This window comes from Pseudothauera nasutitermitis (assembly GCF_004801295.1).
GTDB classification, from domain to species: Bacteria; Pseudomonadota; Gammaproteobacteria; order Burkholderiales; family Rhodocyclaceae; genus Pseudothauera; species Pseudothauera nasutitermitis.
In genome coordinates this window covers 356283-372302 of the sequence record NZ_SSOC01000002.1, presented here as the reverse complement: position 1 = coordinate 372302, position 16020 = coordinate 356283, and the positions used below count along the sequence as shown (strand labels likewise).

General features: G+C 64.5%; 16 protein-coding genes. All 16 read left to right on the top strand.

From position 1 onward, the window contains the following. Positions 1–30 precede the first annotated feature (30 nt). The 16 genes from arsA to trbG all read left to right on the top strand — a co-directional run bounded on the left by arsA (position 31) and on the right by trbG (position 16018). Complete coding sequence (arsA, locus tag E6C76_RS05795) at positions 31–1791, top strand: arsenical pump-driving ATPase (RefSeq protein ID WP_136347299.1); 1761 nt, start codon at positions 31–33, stop codon at positions 1789–1791. A 33-nt stretch (positions 1792–1824) separates the two neighbouring features. Continuing rightward, the gene (locus E6C76_RS05790) at positions 1825–2910 is read left to right on the top strand and encodes a methyltransferase domain-containing protein (RefSeq protein ID WP_136347298.1); all 1086 of its coding nucleotides are present in this window, start codon (positions 1825–1827) and stop codon (positions 2908–2910) included. Positions 2911–3060: 150 nt separating this feature from the next. After that, on the top strand, positions 3061–3735 hold the full coding sequence (locus E6C76_RS05785; RefSeq protein ID WP_136347297.1) for an MIP/aquaporin family protein: 675 nt from the start codon (positions 3061–3063) through the stop codon (positions 3733–3735). A gap of 6 nt (positions 3736–3741) precedes the next feature. Next, positions 3742–4686, top strand: coding sequence for a LysR family transcriptional regulator (locus E6C76_RS05780; RefSeq protein ID WP_033946871.1), 945 nt, complete (start codon positions 3742–3744; stop codon positions 4684–4686). A 14-nt stretch (positions 4687–4700) separates the two neighbouring features. Next, on the top strand, positions 4701–4946 hold the full coding sequence (locus tag E6C76_RS05775) for an EexN family lipoprotein (RefSeq protein ID WP_440607507.1): 246 nt from the start codon (positions 4701–4703) through the stop codon (positions 4944–4946). A gap of 228 nt (positions 4947–5174) precedes the next feature. Continuing rightward, positions 5175–7190, top strand: coding sequence for a conjugal transfer protein TraG (locus E6C76_RS05770; RefSeq protein ID WP_136347296.1), 2016 nt, complete (start codon positions 5175–5177; stop codon positions 7188–7190). Continuing rightward, on the top strand, positions 7187–7663 hold the full coding sequence (locus E6C76_RS05765; protein ID WP_136347295.1) for a ribbon-helix-helix protein, CopG family: 477 nt from the start codon (positions 7187–7189) through the stop codon (positions 7661–7663). Before E6C76_RS05770 ends, E6C76_RS05765 begins: the two co-directional genes overlap by 4 nt. After that, positions 7660–8727, top strand: coding sequence for a P-type conjugative transfer ATPase TrbB (gene trbB, locus E6C76_RS05760; RefSeq protein ID WP_136347294.1), 1068 nt, complete (start codon positions 7660–7662; stop codon positions 8725–8727). Before E6C76_RS05765 ends, trbB begins: the two co-directional genes overlap by 4 nt. A 5-nt stretch (positions 8728–8732) precedes the next feature. Continuing rightward, on the top strand, positions 8733–9116 hold the full coding sequence (locus E6C76_RS05755; RefSeq protein ID WP_425268023.1) for a TrbC/VirB2 family protein: 384 nt from the start codon (positions 8733–8735) through the stop codon (positions 9114–9116). Beyond that, positions 9113–9385 (top strand): VirB3 family type IV secretion system protein, encoded by a 273-nt coding sequence (locus tag E6C76_RS05750; protein WP_006472389.1) that lies wholly within the window; start codon positions 9113–9115, stop codon positions 9383–9385. The genes E6C76_RS05755 and E6C76_RS05750 overlap by 4 nt, the downstream gene beginning before the upstream one ends. Before the next feature lie 12 nt (positions 9386–9397). Further along, positions 9398–11848, top strand: coding sequence for a conjugal transfer protein TrbE (gene trbE / locus E6C76_RS05745; RefSeq protein ID WP_136347293.1), 2451 nt, complete (start codon positions 9398–9400; stop codon positions 11846–11848). Further along, on the top strand, positions 11845–12582 hold the full coding sequence (gene trbJ, locus E6C76_RS05740) for a P-type conjugative transfer protein TrbJ (protein WP_108497792.1): 738 nt from the start codon (positions 11845–11847) through the stop codon (positions 12580–12582). The genes trbE and trbJ overlap by 4 nt, the downstream gene beginning before the upstream one ends. Before the next feature lie 12 nt (positions 12583–12594). Then, complete coding sequence (locus E6C76_RS05735; protein WP_136347292.1) at positions 12595–12933, top strand: hypothetical protein; 339 nt, start codon at positions 12595–12597, stop codon at positions 12931–12933. Continuing rightward, entirely contained in the window at positions 12930–14294 is a 1365-nt protein-coding gene (gene trbL, locus E6C76_RS05730) for a P-type conjugative transfer protein TrbL (protein ID WP_136347291.1), read from the top strand. The genes E6C76_RS05735 and trbL overlap by 4 nt, the downstream gene beginning before the upstream one ends. Positions 14295–14324: 30 nt before the next feature. Continuing rightward, entirely contained in the window at positions 14325–15029 is a 705-nt protein-coding gene (trbF, locus tag E6C76_RS05725) for a conjugal transfer protein TrbF (protein WP_136347290.1), read from the top strand. Beyond that, positions 15026–16018, top strand: a complete 993-nt coding sequence (trbG, locus tag E6C76_RS05720; RefSeq protein ID WP_136347289.1) for a P-type conjugative transfer protein TrbG — start codon at positions 15026–15028, stop codon at positions 16016–16018. The genes trbF and trbG overlap by 4 nt, the downstream gene beginning before the upstream one ends. Positions 16019–16020 lie beyond the last annotated feature (2 nt).

The window sequence follows — 16020 nt, the reverse complement described above, 5'->3', positions numbered from 1 at the left end:
CAGGCCCATACCCACATTACGGAGTACCTCATGCCATTCAAATTTCTACACGATGCACCGCCCTTTCTGTTCTTTACCGGGAAAGGTGGTGTAGGGAAAACCTCGTTGGCTTGCGCCACCGCCGTGCATCTGGCAGACGCCGGTAAAAGGGTGCTGCTGGTCAGTACCGACCCCGCTTCCAATGTCGGTCAAGTCTTCGACCAGACGATCGGCCACCAGGTCGTTGCCATTGCCCAAGTGCCGGGGTTGTCGGCATTGGAGGTTGATCCGATGGCAGCTGCGCAAGCGTACCGGGATCGTGTCCTCGATCCGGTGCGCGATTCGATGCCGGCGGAGATCGTGCAAAGCATCGAAGAGCAATTGTCCGGATCGTGCACGACTGAAATCGCCGCGTTCGACGAGTTCACCGGCTTATTGACGAATCAAGCGTTGCGCAGCGACTTCGACCATATCGTTTTCGATACTGCGCCCACCGGACATACCATTCGCATGCTGGAGCTTCCCGGTGCATGGTCCGGCTATCTCGAAAATAATCCCGATGCTGCCGCGAACCTGGGGCCATTGGTCGGCCTGGAAAAGAAACAGAGTCAGTATGCCGATGCAGTCAAAGCTTTGGCTGACTCTGCGCAAACCCGTTTGGTGCTGGTCGCGCGAGCGCAGTCGTCCACGCTCAAGGAAGTCTCCCACACTCATGACGAACTGCACGGCATTGGCTTGACCCGCCAGTACCTGGCCATCAACGGCGTGCTTTCCCAGCAAGCGGCCGAGGGCGATCCACTGGCCGCCACGATCTTCGAGCGGGAACAGCGTGCGCTGGATCAGCTTCCCGCGAATCTCTCCACGTTGCCGCAGGATCGCCTGCCGCTCAAGCCGTTCAACCTGATGGGCGTGCAGGCCCTGCGCATGCTGCTGGGCGAGCAGACCGACGGGCCATTGGAAACCTTGCATGCCCAGGCGGCGGCGACCTTCCCGGCCTTGTCGCAACTGGTCGATGAATTGAGTACGCAAGGACACGGCCTGGTCATGATGATGGGCAAGGGCGGCGTGGGCAAAACCACCGTCGCGGCGGCAGTCGCCGTCGCCTTGGCGCAGCGTGGCCATCAAGTACATCTGACCACATCCGACCCGGCCGCCCATCTGTCGTACACGCTCGACGGCAGTCTGAAAAATCTGGCGGTCAGCCGTATCGACCCGAAGGTCGAAACCGAGAACTACCGCCGCTTCGTGCTGGAAAACCAGGGCAAGGGATTGGATGCGGAAGGGCTGGCGGTGCTCGAAGAAGACCTGCGCTCGCCCTGCACCGAGGAAATCGCGGTATTCCAGGCGTTCTCGCGCATCGTCAAGGAAGCTGACGAGCATTTCGTCATCATGGACACGGCGCCCACCGGACATACGCTGCTGCTGCTGGACGCCACCGGTGCCTACCACCGCGACATGGTGCGGCAGATGGGCAAGCCCGGCGAGCAGGTCGTCACGCCGATGACCCAGTTGCAAGATCCCGCGAAGACCAAGGTGATCGTCGTGACCTTGGCGGAAACCACGCCGGTGCTGGAAGCGGTGAATCTGCAACACGACTTGCGCCGCGCGCAGATCGAGCCTTGGGCCTGGGTGATCAACAACAGCTTGGCTGCCGCCCGTCCGGCATCGCCATTCCTGGTGACGCGCGCCAACCGCGAACTGCCGTTGATTGCCGAAGTGCGCGGCCAGCATGCCCATCGCTTCGCCATGATTCCGTTGCAGGCGCAGGAGCCTGTCGGCATCGACTTGTTGGGCCGCATGGCTGCCCACTGACCTTAAACCCTTCAACTCAAAGGAAGACAGTCCATGAACAATCAAGCTCCAACCCTGGAACGGCGGATCGAGGAAGTTCAGCACTACTACGGGGACACCTTGACGGATAAGCAAGATTTGGCGACCAATGTCTGCACAGCGGACGAGCCGCCGTCAGACGCCATCAAAGCCATCCTGACGCAAATACACGACGACGTGCAGATGCGCTTCTACGGTTGTGGTGCGCCCTTCCCCCCGCTGCTGGAGGGCGCAACCGTGCTGGACTTGGGCTGCGGCGGCGGACGCGACTGCTTCGTGCTGTCCAGTCTGGTGGGCGAGCGAGGCAAGGTCATCGGCGTGGACGCCACAGCCGAACAGATCGCTTTCGCGCAGAGCTATGTGGAGCACCACCGCAAGGTCTTCGGCCACACCGAAAGCAACGTCCGCTTTCTGCAAGGCAATATCGAAGCCTTGGATCAGCTCGACCTGCCGCCGGAGAGCATAGATGTCATCGTTTCCAATTGCGTGATCAACCTGTCGATGACCAAGGCCGATGTGCTGGCAGGCATGGCCAAACTGCTCAAGCCTGGCGGCGAAATCTACTTCGCCGATATCTTCTCAGATCGCAGGCTAGCCCCTGAGTTGAAAGACGATCCGCTTATCGTCGGCGAGTGCATCGGTGATGCGCTGTATTTCGAGGACTTCGTGCGCTTGGCACAGGCTGCCGGCTTCCTTGATGTGCGAGTTACCGCCAAGAGCCTGAAAACCATCGCCAATCCCGCCATCGAAGCAAAGCTCGGGGGTGCCAAGTTGTACTCGATCACCTTGCGCCTGTTCAAGATGGATTTGGAAGACCGTTGTGAGGATTACGGGCAGGTTGCCATCTACAAAGGCAACCTGCCGGAAGCCCCCGACCGATTCGTGCTGGACAACGGCCATGCTTTCGATACCGGTCGGGCGGTACCGGTATGTCGCAATACGGCCGACATGATCAGCAAGAGTCGTTATCGCATCTTGTTCGATGTGATTGGCGACGGCCGCCGACACTATGGCCTTTTCCAGTGTGGTACGCCGCAGATCGAGTCAGTGCCGACGCTGGCCGATGTGGGCGTTTGCGGCCCCGCTGGGTGCGGATGCTAGGAGCCCCCATTTTGCGTGCAACACGAAGTGAGATCAGGACGGCCGATCATGTCTTCCTGATCTCGGCGTTTTCAAGCGAAAGAGGATAGGAATGCTGCGTAAAAGGGGCGCTGCATTGAACAAGAACGGGTAGTCCACGGAGGAGTTCGTATGCTTCCTACACAGTGGAAATATTTTCTGTCCGAATTGATTGGGGTTTTCGCGCTGATTTTTATCGGGGCGGGCGCAGCGATACTGAGCAAGCAAGGTGACGCGGTCAGTTATCTCGGCGTTGCGCTTGCATTTGGGGTCAGCGTGACCTGCATCATTGGCGGTATTTCGACGTCAAGCGGTGCCCACCTTAACCCCGTGGTGACACTTTCGCTCTGCGCTACTGGCAGGTGTTCGTATAGATGCCTGCTCTATTACACCATCGCGCAAATCATTGGAGCCTGTCTGGCGTCGGCCGCTTTGTTCGCCCTCTTCGGGCAACGGATCGAAGCGGGCACCACCCGAATCGGCACCGGCGTCAGCCTGGCGAACGGTTTCATGGTGGAGACAATTCTGACTTTTTTCCTGGTTTTGACCGTGCTGCGAACGACCAGTGCACTGATCATTGGTTCGGTGGTGTTCTTGGGCGCACTGGTCGGTGGACACATCACAGGCGCAGGCATGAATCCGGCGCGAAGTTTTGGGCCTGCGCTGTTCAGCCATCACTGGGAAAACCACTGGATCTATTGGCTGGCACCGTTATCCGGGGCGCTGCTCGCTGTCTTGGTTTTCGTCTTGATGGACAAACCCGCCGCGCTGCCGAAATGCAGCGATGCAGAATCGAAGAAATCGTGAGCGGCCATGCAATTACGACATCTGCGTTACTTCATTGCAGTCGCTGAAGAACTCCACTTCGCCCGCGCCGCCGAGAGACTGCATATCGAGCAGTCACCGCTGTCGCGCACTATCAAGGAGTTGGAGGAAGACTTGGGTGAACAGTTGTTTGTCCGAACCAGCCGAAGCACGCGCCTGACGCGGGCGGGCAAGCTGTTTTTGGAGCATGTTCCGCGCGTGTTCGCTGCCTTGCAGCAGGCCCGCGACAGCGTGAAGGCTGCGGCCAATGGCTTCCACGGCCAGTTGCGTATTGCCCTGTCCGATGGCATCACGCCGCCGCGCCTACCGACCTTGCTCGCACTTTGCCGACAGGAGGAACCAGAAGTCGATATCCGGCTGTTTCAGGTGCCCTTGTCGCAGCAAATCAAGGGGCTGCAAGACGACTTGTACGACGTGGGCTTCGCGCAATCGGATGAAGTAGGCGAAGGTATCGCCGCCGAAGCCGTGTGGAATGACCCGCTGATGGTGGCGGTGCCAGCACGCCATCATTTGCTCAAGCACCGACGCATCCCGCTGGATGAAGTGCTGCACTTTCCGCTGGTTCTCTGCGACCCGCAAGCATGTGAGGGCTACGCGCGACAGGTTGAACGTGTGCTGCGCCGCTCTGACCGTGAACCTCTGATCGTCGAACGTGTTGCCTCATTCGACTTGATGATGGTGGTCGTATCGGCCGGCTTCGCCCTGGGGCTGGCTGGTGCTCCGCATATCGTGTCCAACCGGGAACCTGGCGTTGTGGCCCGGCCCTTGGCGGGCCGCTCGCCAATGCTGACAACCTACTTGTTGCGACGCGAAGACGAGCGTTCGGAAGTGTTGTCCCGATTCATCGAACGGGTGCAGGCGATCGACTTGCCCGAAGGCGTGAGGCCCGTGCCGCCACCTCAGTCCGAATCACAGGAGGAATTCGAGCTATGAAGCGAATAACACCTATGCTTGTGGTCGCCGTGCTAACGGCCTGCGGCCCGTCGGAGACACCCAAGCAGGCCAACGTACCGACCGTGGAGGAACTGGCTGCCGACCCGGCACGGTTGAAGGAACTACGCCAGCAATGCAAAACCGACCGCGCGACGCTTGGCGACGTGTTGTGCAACCGGGTGGCCGAAGCCACGCGCAAGCGGTTCTATGGCGACGGCAAGACACCCTACACGCCATTGGAAACGCCACCGAAGTTCTGATCGCAGTCTTTCGCAAAAAAACCTGTCTTCTTTGCCAACACGCCGCAGCGCGCTCGCGCCGGCGGTGTTTTTACTGGTTTCTTTGCAGCCTGAAACGATGCTTTTTGCATCATCTTGCTTCCGATAACGGTCTTTGACCGGCACTGACCCGGCACCGATTCTCACGCTATGCGGCACGTCCTTGTGCCGCTCTTGAACAAGGAATAGCGCAGGAATCGGAGGTCAGTCATGCAAGCTCAGGGCGTGCTGTTCGGGCAGATCGCCGCCGTCTTCGGCATCGTGATCGCCGGCGTATGGAGTGCAACGCAATGGACAGCCGCCGCCCTGGGCTATCAACTACGCCTTGGCTCGCCCTGGTTCGACTTCTTCGGTACGCCGGTCTATCACCCCTGGCGGCTGTTCGAGTGGTGGTTTTTCTTCGATGCCTACGCGCCGCATGTCTTCGATATTGGCGGGGCCATCGCGGGCGGTAGCGGCTTGGTGGCGGTGGTGGTCGCCATCGCCATGTCGGTGTGGCGCTCCCGGCAATCGCGCCTTGTCACCACATACGGCTCGGCACGCTGGGCCGAAGCGGATGACGTTCGCAAGGCCGGGCTGACGCAACCGGCTGGCGTGTTCCTGGGCAAATACCGCAACGAGTACCTGCGCCACGAAGGCCCGGAACACGTCCTGACCTTCGCGCCCACGCGCTCGGGCAAAGGCGTCGGCCTGGTGGTGCCCACGCTGCTTTCGTGGCCCGCATCCGCCGTCATTCACGACATTAAAGGCGAGAACTGGCAGATCACCGCCGGCTGGCGCTCGCATTTCTCACATTGTCTGCTGTTCAACCCGACCGATGCAAAGTCGGCAGCCTACAACCCGCTGTTGGAAGTACGGCGCGGCGCGCATGAAGTGCGCGACGTGCAGAACATCGCGGACATTCTCGTTGACCCCGAAGGGGCGCTGGAGAAGCGCAACCACTGGGAGAAGACCAGTCACGCGCTGCTGGTCGGAGCCATCCTGCATGTGCTCTATGCGGGCGAGGACAAGACGCTGCGCGGCGTTGCCAACTTCCTCTCCGACCCGGCCAGCCCGTTCGAGCTGACCTTGCACCGGATGATGACGACGAAGCACCTGGCCGATGCACCGCACCCGGTTGTCGCGTCCGCTGCCCGCGAAGTGCTCAACAAGTCGGACAACGAGCGTTCGGGCGTGTTGAGCACCGCCATGTCGTTCCTCGGCCTGTACCGAGACCCGACCGTGGCGGAAGTGACTTCGCGCTGCGACTGGCGCATCGCTGACCTGATCGCTTCCAAGCATCCCGTCTCGCTGTATCTGGTAGTGCCGCCCTCGGACATTTCCCGCACCAAACCGCTCATTCGCCTGATCCTCAACCAGATCGGGCGACGGCTCACCGAATCGCTCGACGGCAGCGACGGCATCGAGCGTCGCCACAAATTGCTGCTAATGCTCGATGAGTTCCCGGCGCTGGGCCGCCTGGACTTCTTCGAGACGGCGCTTGCCTTCATGGCTGGCTACGGCATTCGCAGCTTCCTCATCGCGCAGAGCCTGAATCAGATCGACAAAGCCTACGGCCAGAACCATTCAATTCTGGACAACTGCCATGTCCGCGTGACGTTTGCGACCAACGACGAACGCACGGCCAAACGGATCTCCGAAACGCTGGGTACCGCCACCGAACTGCGCGCGCAGCGCAACTATGCCGGCCACCGGCTAGCGCCGTGGCTCGGGCATCTGATGGTGTCGCGGCAGGAGACGGCCCGCCCGCTGCTGACGCCGGGCGAAGTGATGCAGCTTCCGACCGACGAATCAGTGGTCATGGTGTCCAGCGTGGCACCGATCAAGGCGAAGAAGCTGCGCTATTACGCCGACGCGAATTTCAAGAGCCGCGTATTGCCGCCGCCCGCGCTTGCGGCCGGGCAGTACGCCGATGTGCCACCGGCCCGGCCTGACGACTGGAGCGGCCTGGCGATCCCCTCTGTCCCCGCAGTGGCCACCAGTGCCGCCGCCGAAGGCTTGGGCTGCACCGCCGACGACGGCGGCCCGCGCCGCCAGCCGGAGCTATCCGAAGTCGCCGAATACAGCCCCGAACCGCAGCCCGCCGGCAACGACCTGGCGCTGCTCGATGACGACGACGACCTGCCGCTGCCCGGTTTTGCCTCTCTCCCCGGCCAGCTCGACCCAGCGATGCAGCGCACGGCCCGGCTGGCTTCCCTCGACCCCAACGACGGAATCGACCTATGAGCCAGTACCGCCTCAATCTGTTCATCCAGCCCGAGCACGCCAAGCGCCTCGAAGAACTGGCCGCCAAGAAAGGCGTGTCCAAGTCATCCATCGTCGCGGCGGCGCTCGCATCGTGGCTATCGCCCGATGCAGCCGATCAGCGCGAGGCGGCCATCGCCAAGCGGCTCGATCGCCTGTCGCGGCAGACCGAGCGCATGGAGCGCGACCAGAACATCCAGATCGAAACGCTGGCGCTGTTCATTCGCTACTTCCTGACCGTCAGCACGCCGGTTCCCGAAGCCCATCAGGATGCGGCCCGCGCCCAAGGCAAGGCGCGTTTCGAGCAATTCGTGGAGCAACTTGGCCGCCACCTGCTGCGTGGCCGAAGCCTGGTGCGCGACGTGGTGGAGGAACTGCATCCCGACCCGGTGCGGATGGACGACGCGGCGGCGCTGGCCGAGGCCCACGAACGAACAGCGGAGCGTGCCTTATGAGCGCTGTTCCGCAGACCCCACCCGAACGCTCATCCACCGCGGCCTCACTGGATCGCCGTATCCAGATGCTGCGCACGGCAATGGGGCCAGTCATCGCCGCCGCGCTGGCCGACCCGGACGTGGTGGAAATCATGCTCAACCCCGACCGCACCCTTTGGGTGGATCGGTTGTCATCGGGCCGCACGCCGCTGGGCGTGGAACTGTCCGAAGACGATGGCGAGCGCATCATTCGCCTGGTGGCCGCGCACGTCGGCGCGGAAGTGCATCGCGGGCGGCCATTGCTGACCGCCGAGCTGCCCGAAACCGGCGAGCGGTTCGAGGGCATCTTGCCACCGGCCGCGCCCGGCCCGGCCTTCGCGCTGCGCAAGCGTGCCGTGAGCATCATCGGCCTAGATCACTATATCGCCGACGGCATCCTGACCACAGGCCAGGCGGACTTCCTGCGCCGCGCGGTGCGCGAGCGCCAGAACATCCTGATCGCCGGGGCAACGAGCAGCGGCAAAACCACACTCGCCAATGCCTTGCTTGCGGAGATCGCCGCCACCGGCGACCGCGTGCTGGTGCTCGAAGACACCATCGAACTGCAATGCGCGGCCCGCGACCATGTGCCGCTGCGCACACGCGCTGGTGTCGTGTCCATGACCGAGCTGGTGCGCGCCACGATGCGCCTGCGCCCCGACCGCGTGATCGTCGGCGAAGTGCGCGGCGGTGAAGCCCTGGACTTGGTGAAGGTGTGGGGCACCGGCCACCCTGGCGGCATCGCCACCATCCATGCCGGTTCCGCGCTGGGCGCGCTGCTGCGCCTTGAACAGTTGATTCTCGAAGTGGCGGTGAACCCGCCGCGTGCGCTGATCGCCGAGGCGGTCAACGTCGTCATCCACATCGCCGGACGCGGCCGCAAGCGCCGCGTCGAAAGCATCGCCCGCGTCGTCGGTTTCGACGGTGTGGGCTACCGCCTGGCGGACGCGCTGGAAACACCGTTTCCCGAGCTGATGCCGGTGCCTCTCGCAGCCGATGCCGCTGCGCCTTCCCCGTCCCCTGATCAACCTGGAGAACTGCCATGACGCAGATGCACGCTTACGCTTTCCGCTTTTCCGTAAATCCGCTTCCCCACTTGTCCGGCCTCGCGCGGCTGCGCAGTCTGGCCCGCCCTGCGGGGCAAGGGCTGCTGCTGGCCGCGCTGCTGCTGTTCCTGGCCGGAACGGCGCAGGCCGCCGGTTCCTCGATGCCGTGGGAAGGCCCGCTGCAATCCATTCTGGAGTCGATCCAGGGGCCGGTGGCACGCATCGTCGCGGTCATCATCATCATCGCAACCGGCCTCGCGCTGGCCTTCGGCGACACGTCGGGGGGCTTTCGCAAACTCATCCAGATCGTCTTCGGTTTGAGCATCGCGTTCGCCGCGTCCTCGTTCTTCCTGTCGTTCTTCAGTTTCTCCGGCGGGGCGGTCGTATGAGCGGGCCGGACAGCTTCGCGGCCGGCTTCGAGGTGCCGCTACATCGCTCGCTGACCGAGCCGATCCTCATGGGCGGCGCACCGCGCACCGTGGCGATTGCCAACGGTACGCTGGCCGCCGCCGTCGGGCTGGGCCTGCAACTCTGGATTCCCGGTGTCGTGCTCTGGATCGTCGGCCACTCGCTGGCCGTGTGGGGCGCGCGTGTCGATCCGCAGTTCATGCAGGTCTTCGCCCGGCACATCAAGCACAAGCCGCTGCTGGACGTGTAGGGGGATGCCGCCATGCTGAACCTTGCCGAATACCGCCAGCGGCCCGCGCTGCTGGCCGACTGGCTTCCCTGGGCTGGGTTGATCGCGCCGGGTGTCGTCTTGAACAAGGACGGCAGCTTTCAGCGTACAGCCCGTTTCCGTGGCCCCGACCTCGACAGCGCCACGCAGGGCGAGCTGATCGCCACCACGGCGCGGCTGAACAACGCGCTGCGCCGGCTGGGTTCAGGCTGGGCGCTGTTCGTGGAAGCCGAGCGCCAGCCAGCGGCGGACTATCCGCATTCCGACTTTCCCGAACCGCTGTCCTGGCTCGTGGACGAGGAACGCCGCGCCGCCTTCGAGGAATCGGGCAACCACTTCGAGAGTGTCTATCACCTGACGCTGGCCTATCTGCCGCCCGAGGAATCCCGCGCCCGTGCGGCCAAGCTGCTCTACGAGCACGCGCCGGGCGATGGCGTGGACTGGCGCGGCCGGCTCGATGCCTTCGTGGCGGAAACGGATCGGGTCTTTGACCTGCTCGATGGCGTGATGCCGGAAATCGCCTGGCTGGACGATGCCGCGACGCTGACCTATCTGCACGCCACGGTTTCGACGCGGCGCTACCGGCTGGCCGTGCCCGAGGTGCCTTTCCACCTCGACGCGCTGCTGGCCGATTCCGCCCTGGTCGGCGGCCTCGCGCCCATGCTGGGCGACCAGCACCTGCGCGTGGTGTCGGTGCGGGGCTTTCCGACTTCTACTTGGCCGGGCTTGCTGGACGACCTCAACCGCCTGGGCTTTGCCTATCGCTGGAGTACGCGGTTCCTCTGCCTCGACAAAGCCGAGGCGGAAAAGGAACTGGGCCGCCTGCGCCGCCAATGGTTTGCGAAGCGGAAGAACGTCATCGCGCTGCTGCGCGAAACGATCTTCCAGCAGGAAAGCCCGCTGGTCGATACCGACGCCAGCAACAAGGCGGCCGATGCGGACGCCGCCATGCAGGAGCTGGGCAGCGATCAGGTCGCCTTCGGCTACCTCACGGCCACGGTGACGGTGCTCGATGCCGACCCGGCCATAGCCGACGAAAAGCTGCGCATGGTGGAGCGCGTGATTCAGGGGCGCGGCTTCGTCACCATCCCCGAAACGCTCAATGCCGTGGATGCGTGGCTGTCGTCGGTGCCGGGCAATGCGTATGCCAACGTGCGCCAGCCCATCGTCTCGACGCTGAACCTCGCGCACATGATGCCGCTGTCGGCGGTGTGGGCCGGCCCGGAGCGCAACAAGCACCTGGACGGCCCGCCGGTGATCGTCACGCGCACCGACGGCGCAACGCCGTTCCGCTTGGTCACGCACATCGGCGACGTGGGCCACATGGCCGTGGTCGGCCCGACCGGCATGGGCAAGTCGGCCTTCCTGGCCGTGCTGGCGATGCAGTTCCGGCGCTATCTGCACTCGCGCATCTTCGTCTTCGACATGGGCCGCTCCATCCGCGCCACCATCCTGGGCCTGGGCGGCGAACACTATGACCTGGGTGCCGATGGCGGGATTGCCTTTCAGCCACTGGCACGGATCGACCAGGGCGGCTACCGCACCTGGGCCGCCGAATGGGTGGAAGGCCGCCTGCTGCACGAAGGCGTGACCGTCGGCCCGGATGAGAAGGCGGCCATCTGGTCGGCGCTCGGAAGCCTTGCCGGTGCGCCCGTGGAACAGCGCACGATGACGGGGCTTTCGGTGCTGCTGCAATCGAACGCGCTGCGCCAAGCACTCGCGCCCTATGTGCTGGGTGGCGCGCACGGCAAGCTGCTGGATGCCGACCGCGACCGGCTGGGCAGCGCGGACGTTCAGTGCTTCGAGATGGAGGAACTGATGGCCAGCCCCGCCGCCGTGCGGTCGGTGCTGGGCTACCTGTTCGCCCGCTTCGATGACCGATTCGACGGTGCGCCCACGCTGCTGATCCTTGATGAATCCTGGCTGTTCTTGGATGACCCGGTATTTGCAGCGCGTATCCGCCAGTGGTTGAAGACGCTGCGCAAGCGCAATGTCAGTGTCGTCTTCGCCACGCAAAGCCTGGCGGACATTCAGAACTCCAGCATCGCGGCGGCCATCATCGAAAGCTGCGCCGTTCGGATTTTCTTGCCCAATCCGCAAGCCACCGAGCCACAGATTCGCACGATCTACGAGGGCTTCGGCCTCAACAGCCGGCAAATCGAGATCGTCGCCACCGCGCAGCCCAAGCAGGACTACTACTACCAATCGCGCCTGGGCAATCGCCTGTTCGACCTCGACCTGGGGCCGGCCGCGCTCGCCTTCGCAGGCGCATCCACACCGCAAGACCAACGCGACATAGACCGCGTGCTGACGCAGGCCGGCGCACCCGGCTTCGCCGGCGCGTGGCTGCGCCATCGCGGCCTCGATTGGGCCGCCGACCTGCTGCCGTCCTCACCGGCGGCGGCTTCTTTCCTCGCTACTCAACCGCTGGAGGTTTCGCCATGAAGACCCGTGTGCTTTCCGTTTCGCTCGCCGCCGCGCTGTCGGTGTCGCTGCTGGCCGTGCAGCCCGCATCGGCGCTGACGGTGTTCGACCCGTCCAATTTCGTGCAGAACACGCTGACCGCCGTTCGCACGCTGGAGCAGATCAACAATCAGATCAACCAGCTTCAGAACGAAGCGCAGATGCTGATGAACCAGGCGCGCAACCTGACGAAGCTGGACTTCAACATCGTCAACCGGCTGCGCTCGACGCTCGCCACCACGGAACGCCTGATTGCCGAAGCGCAAGGGCTGGCCTACGACGTGCAGAGCATGGATGCCACGTTCTCGCGCCTGTACCCGGAGCAGTACGCCGCCACCATCAGCGGCGACCGCATGGCACAGGACGCACGCGAACGCTGGAAGAACACGCTCGACGGCCTGCACACCGCGATGCGGATGCAGGCGCAGGTGTCGCAGAACCTGGCGCAAGACGAAAGCGCGCTGGCCGACCTCGTGAGCCAGAGCCAATCGGCCACGGGTGCTTTGCAGGCCATGCAGGCGACGAACCAGCTTCTCGCCTTGCAGGCCAAGCAGTCCATCCAGGCCCAGCAACTCCAGATCACGCAAGACCGGGCGGCCTCGCTGGAACTGGCTCGGCAGGCGGCGGCCACCGAACGCGCCCGCGAAGTGCGGCGGCGCTTCCTCGGCACCGGCACGCCGTACACGCCGCAGACCGTCAATTTCTACAACAACTGACGGGAGGCGGCCATGCGATGCGTTCCTGTCCTGCTGGTCGTGCTGCTGACCGCGTGCGGCCAGTCGTCCGACCAGCAAAGGGCCGAAGACCTGGCCGCCACCTTGGCCGCCGATCCCGTGCGGCTCAAGGCGCTGCGTGCCCAATGCGCAGCCGACCGGCAAGCCGCAGGCGAAGACACCTGCCGCGCCGCCGCCGAAGCCTTCCGGCGGCGCTTCTTCGCCGGCCAGACCGGGCCAGACGAATACCGGACGCTGGCCGAACTGCCGCCGATCCCGGCGAGCTTCGACACGCCCGCCGACGACGCGCCGGAAGGCGATGTGCCGTTCGCGGCTACGGAGGACGCGCCATGAACGACGTGACCATCATCGACAGATTCCTCCATACCTTCTCGCGCTACATCGACTCGGGTTTCGGGCTGCTGCAAGGCGAAGTCGCGTTCCTGACGGCCACGCTGATCGTCATCGACATGACCATCGCGGGCCTGTATTGGGCCATGAGCCATGCGACCGGCCAGGGCGAGGACGTGATTGCCAAGCTGCTGCGCAAGGTGCTCTACGTCGGAGCCTTCGCCTACATCATCGGCAACTTCAACTGGCTCTCCGGCATCGTGTTCCGGTCATTTGCGGGGCTTGGTATCACTGCCACCGGCTCCGCCATCACGATGGAGAACTTCTTGCAGCCGGGCCGGCTGGCGAAGACGGGCATCGACGCCGCCGCGCCGATCCTCGACCAGATCGGCGACATGGCCGGTTTCCCCGAAGTGTTCGTGAATCTCGACCCTATCGTGGTGCTGTTCATCGCCTGGCTGGTGGTGATCCTCTGCTTCTTCGTGCTGGCGGTACAGCTTTTCATCACGCTGATCGAGTTCAAGCTGACCACGCTCGCCGGCTTCGTCTTGATTCCGTTCGCGCTCTGGAACAAGACGAGCTTCCTGGCGGAAAAGGTGCTCGGCAACGTGGTTTCGTCGGGCATCAAGGTCTTGGTGCTGGCGGTCATCGTCGGCATTGGCTCGGGCCTGTTCGCGGAGTTCCAGGTTCATCCCGGCGAACCTTCCATCGACCATGCGCTGGTCGTGATGCTGGCCTCGCTCGCGCTGCTGGCGCTGGGCATCTTCGGCCCTGGCATCGCCACGGGCCTCGTGTCCGGTGCGCCGCAGCTTGGCGCGGGCGCGATGGCCGGCGCTGCCGTCGGCGCGGTCGGCACGGGCGTTGCCATCGGTGCCGCCGCGACCGGCGTGGGCGGTGCCGTCATGGCGGGCGCACGCATGGCCCCGGCCGCCGCCAAACTGGCGGGCAGTGGCGCACGCGCCGCCACGTCGGCGGCCAGCAACGCCAAGTCTGCATTCCAGGCCGGTTCCGCCGCAGCGGGCGGCGGGGCCAAGGGCGCGGCTGCGGGCCTCGGCAACGTCGCCAAGACCGGCACGCAGGCCGCGGGCCGCCGCGCTGCATCGGGCGTTTCCGCTGCCGGGCAGAGGGTGGCCGATTCCTTCCTTGCTGGCTGGAACGGCGCGGATGCCGGCGCTGCCGGTTCCGGCCAGGCCGCCGCAGGCGAAGGCGCGGACAGCGCACCGAAGCAGGAGCAACCCGCCTGGGCCAAGCGGATGCACCGCCGCCAGCAGATCACCCATGCCGCGACCACCGCCGCCCACACGCTGCGCGGTGGTGACGGCGGCGGCTCGGGGCAAGGCCCGAGCCTGCGCCCCGATGAATGACGCGATACCTGACCACCAAGGAGAACCCCTATGCGATTCAAACGCCCGCAGGTGCGCTATGCCGACACGCCGCAGCCTGCCACCCCGTACCAATCCGCCGCGCAGGTGTGGGACGACCGCATCGGCTCGGCCCGCGTCCAGGCCAAGAACTGGCGATTCATGGCCTTCGGCTGCCTCACGCTCGCGCTGCTGATGGCGGGCGGCCTGGTGTGGCGCTCGGCGCAATCCATCGTCACGCCCTATGTCATCGAAGTCGATCAGTCGGGGCAGGTGCGCGCCGTCGGCGAAGCCGCCACGCCGTACCGGCCCGCCGATGCGCAGATCGCGCACCACCTGGCGCGCTTCGTGACGCTGGTGCGCTCCCTGTCCATCGACCCCATCGTGGTGCGGCAGAACTGGCTCGACGCCTACGGCTACACCACCGACAAGGGCGCGGCGGTGCTCAACGACTACGCCAGCAAGAACGATCCATTCGCCCGCATCGGCAAGGAGTCGGTGACGGTGCAGATCACCAGCGTTGTCCGCGCCAGCGACACGTCTTTCAACGTGCGCTGGATGGAACAAAGGTTCATCAACGGTGCGCCCGCTGGCACCGAACGGTGGAACGCCGTGCTTTCCACTGTCCTGCAAACCCCGCGCACCGAACAGCGCCTGCGCAAGAACCCGCTGGGTATCTACGTCAATGGCCTGTCGTGGAGCCGCGAACTGGATTCTTCCGAAGGAGCCAAGCCATGAACGCACTTTTCCGTAAATCCGTCTTGCCGGTGATCCTACTTGTCCTTGCTGGCTGCGCCTCGCAGGGCAAGCCGCCGCCGTCCATCTCGCTCAATGAGCCGGTGCAGGCGCAGCCGCTACCGGAGCCGCCTGCGCCGGTAGAAGTCGTTGCCGTGCCCGAGCCGCTGGCGCTGCCGGCGCAGTTGAAGCCGCTGCCCAAAGCGGACACGGCCCCGACTGCACCGGAGCCTGCCGACGAGAAGGTTCGCGTGTCCCGCGCCAACGCCGAGGCACGCATCGCGCCGACCCGCGAGGGCTACGTCAATGCGATTCAGGTGTGGCCCTTCACGGACGGCGCGCTCTATCAGGTCTATGCCGCGCCGGGGCGCGTGACCGTAGTTTCACTCCAGCCCGGCGAAGAACTGGTGACGGTGGCTGCTGGCGATACGGTACGGTGGATCGTGGGCGACACGTCCAGCGGCAGCGGCGACGCGCTGCGCGTCAATGTGCTGGTCAAGCCCATCCGCTCGGGCCTCAAAACCAATCTGGTCATCACCACCAGCCGCAGGACGTACCTGCTGGAACTGACCTCGACGGAAAAGGCGTGGATGGCTTCGGTGTCCTGGGACTACCCGAAAGACCGGATGCTGGCCTTGCAGCGCCAGTCGCAGGCGGCCAGCGCCGCCGCGCCAGTCGATACCGGCTTGTCGCTGGAGAAGATCCGCTTCCGCTACGCGGTCAGCGGCACCAATCCGCCGTGGAAGCCGCTGCGCGCCTTCGATGATGGCGAGAAGGTCTATATCCAGTTCCCGCAGGGTATAGCGCAAGGCGAGTTGCCGCCGCTGTTCGTGATTGGCGCGCAGGGCGACGGGCAACTGGTGAACTACCGTTTCCGCCCGCCGTACTACATCGTGGATCGGCTGTTCGGCGCAGCCGAACTGCGCCTGGGCGGTGATGGCGGCGACGTGGTGCGTATCGAACGCACGGATGGCGTGGCGCGGAGGAACTGACC

Coding starts and splice junctions, on each gene's coding strand:
- arsA (WP_136347299.1), top strand. CDS start 31: ATGCCATTCAAATTTCTACACGATGCACCGCCCTTTCTGTTCTTTACC.
- E6C76_RS05790 (WP_136347298.1), top strand. CDS start 1,825: ATGAACAATCAAGCTCCAACCCTGGAACGGCGGATCGAGGAAGTTCAG.
- E6C76_RS05785 (WP_136347297.1), top strand. CDS start 3,061: ATGCTTCCTACACAGTGGAAATATTTTCTGTCCGAATTGATTGGGGTT.
- E6C76_RS05780 (WP_033946871.1), top strand. CDS start 3,742: ATGCAATTACGACATCTGCGTTACTTCATTGCAGTCGCTGAAGAACTC.
- E6C76_RS05775 (WP_440607507.1), top strand. CDS start 4,701: ATGCTTGTGGTCGCCGTGCTAACGGCCTGCGGCCCGTCGGAGACACCC.
- E6C76_RS05770 (WP_136347296.1), top strand. CDS start 5,175: ATGCAAGCTCAGGGCGTGCTGTTCGGGCAGATCGCCGCCGTCTTCGGC.
- E6C76_RS05765 (WP_136347295.1), top strand. CDS start 7,187: ATGAGCCAGTACCGCCTCAATCTGTTCATCCAGCCCGAGCACGCCAAG.
- trbB (WP_136347294.1), top strand. CDS start 7,660: ATGAGCGCTGTTCCGCAGACCCCACCCGAACGCTCATCCACCGCGGCC.
- E6C76_RS05755 (WP_425268023.1), top strand. CDS start 8,733: ATGCACGCTTACGCTTTCCGCTTTTCCGTAAATCCGCTTCCCCACTTG.
- E6C76_RS05750 (WP_006472389.1), top strand. CDS start 9,113: ATGAGCGGGCCGGACAGCTTCGCGGCCGGCTTCGAGGTGCCGCTACAT.
- trbE (WP_136347293.1), top strand. CDS start 9,398: ATGCTGAACCTTGCCGAATACCGCCAGCGGCCCGCGCTGCTGGCCGAC.
- trbJ (WP_108497792.1), top strand. CDS start 11,845: ATGAAGACCCGTGTGCTTTCCGTTTCGCTCGCCGCCGCGCTGTCGGTG.
- E6C76_RS05735 (WP_136347292.1), top strand. CDS start 12,595: ATGCGATGCGTTCCTGTCCTGCTGGTCGTGCTGCTGACCGCGTGCGGC.
- trbL (WP_136347291.1), top strand. CDS start 12,930: ATGAACGACGTGACCATCATCGACAGATTCCTCCATACCTTCTCGCGC.
- trbF (WP_136347290.1), top strand. CDS start 14,325: ATGCGATTCAAACGCCCGCAGGTGCGCTATGCCGACACGCCGCAGCCT.
- trbG (WP_136347289.1), top strand. CDS start 15,026: ATGAACGCACTTTTCCGTAAATCCGTCTTGCCGGTGATCCTACTTGTC.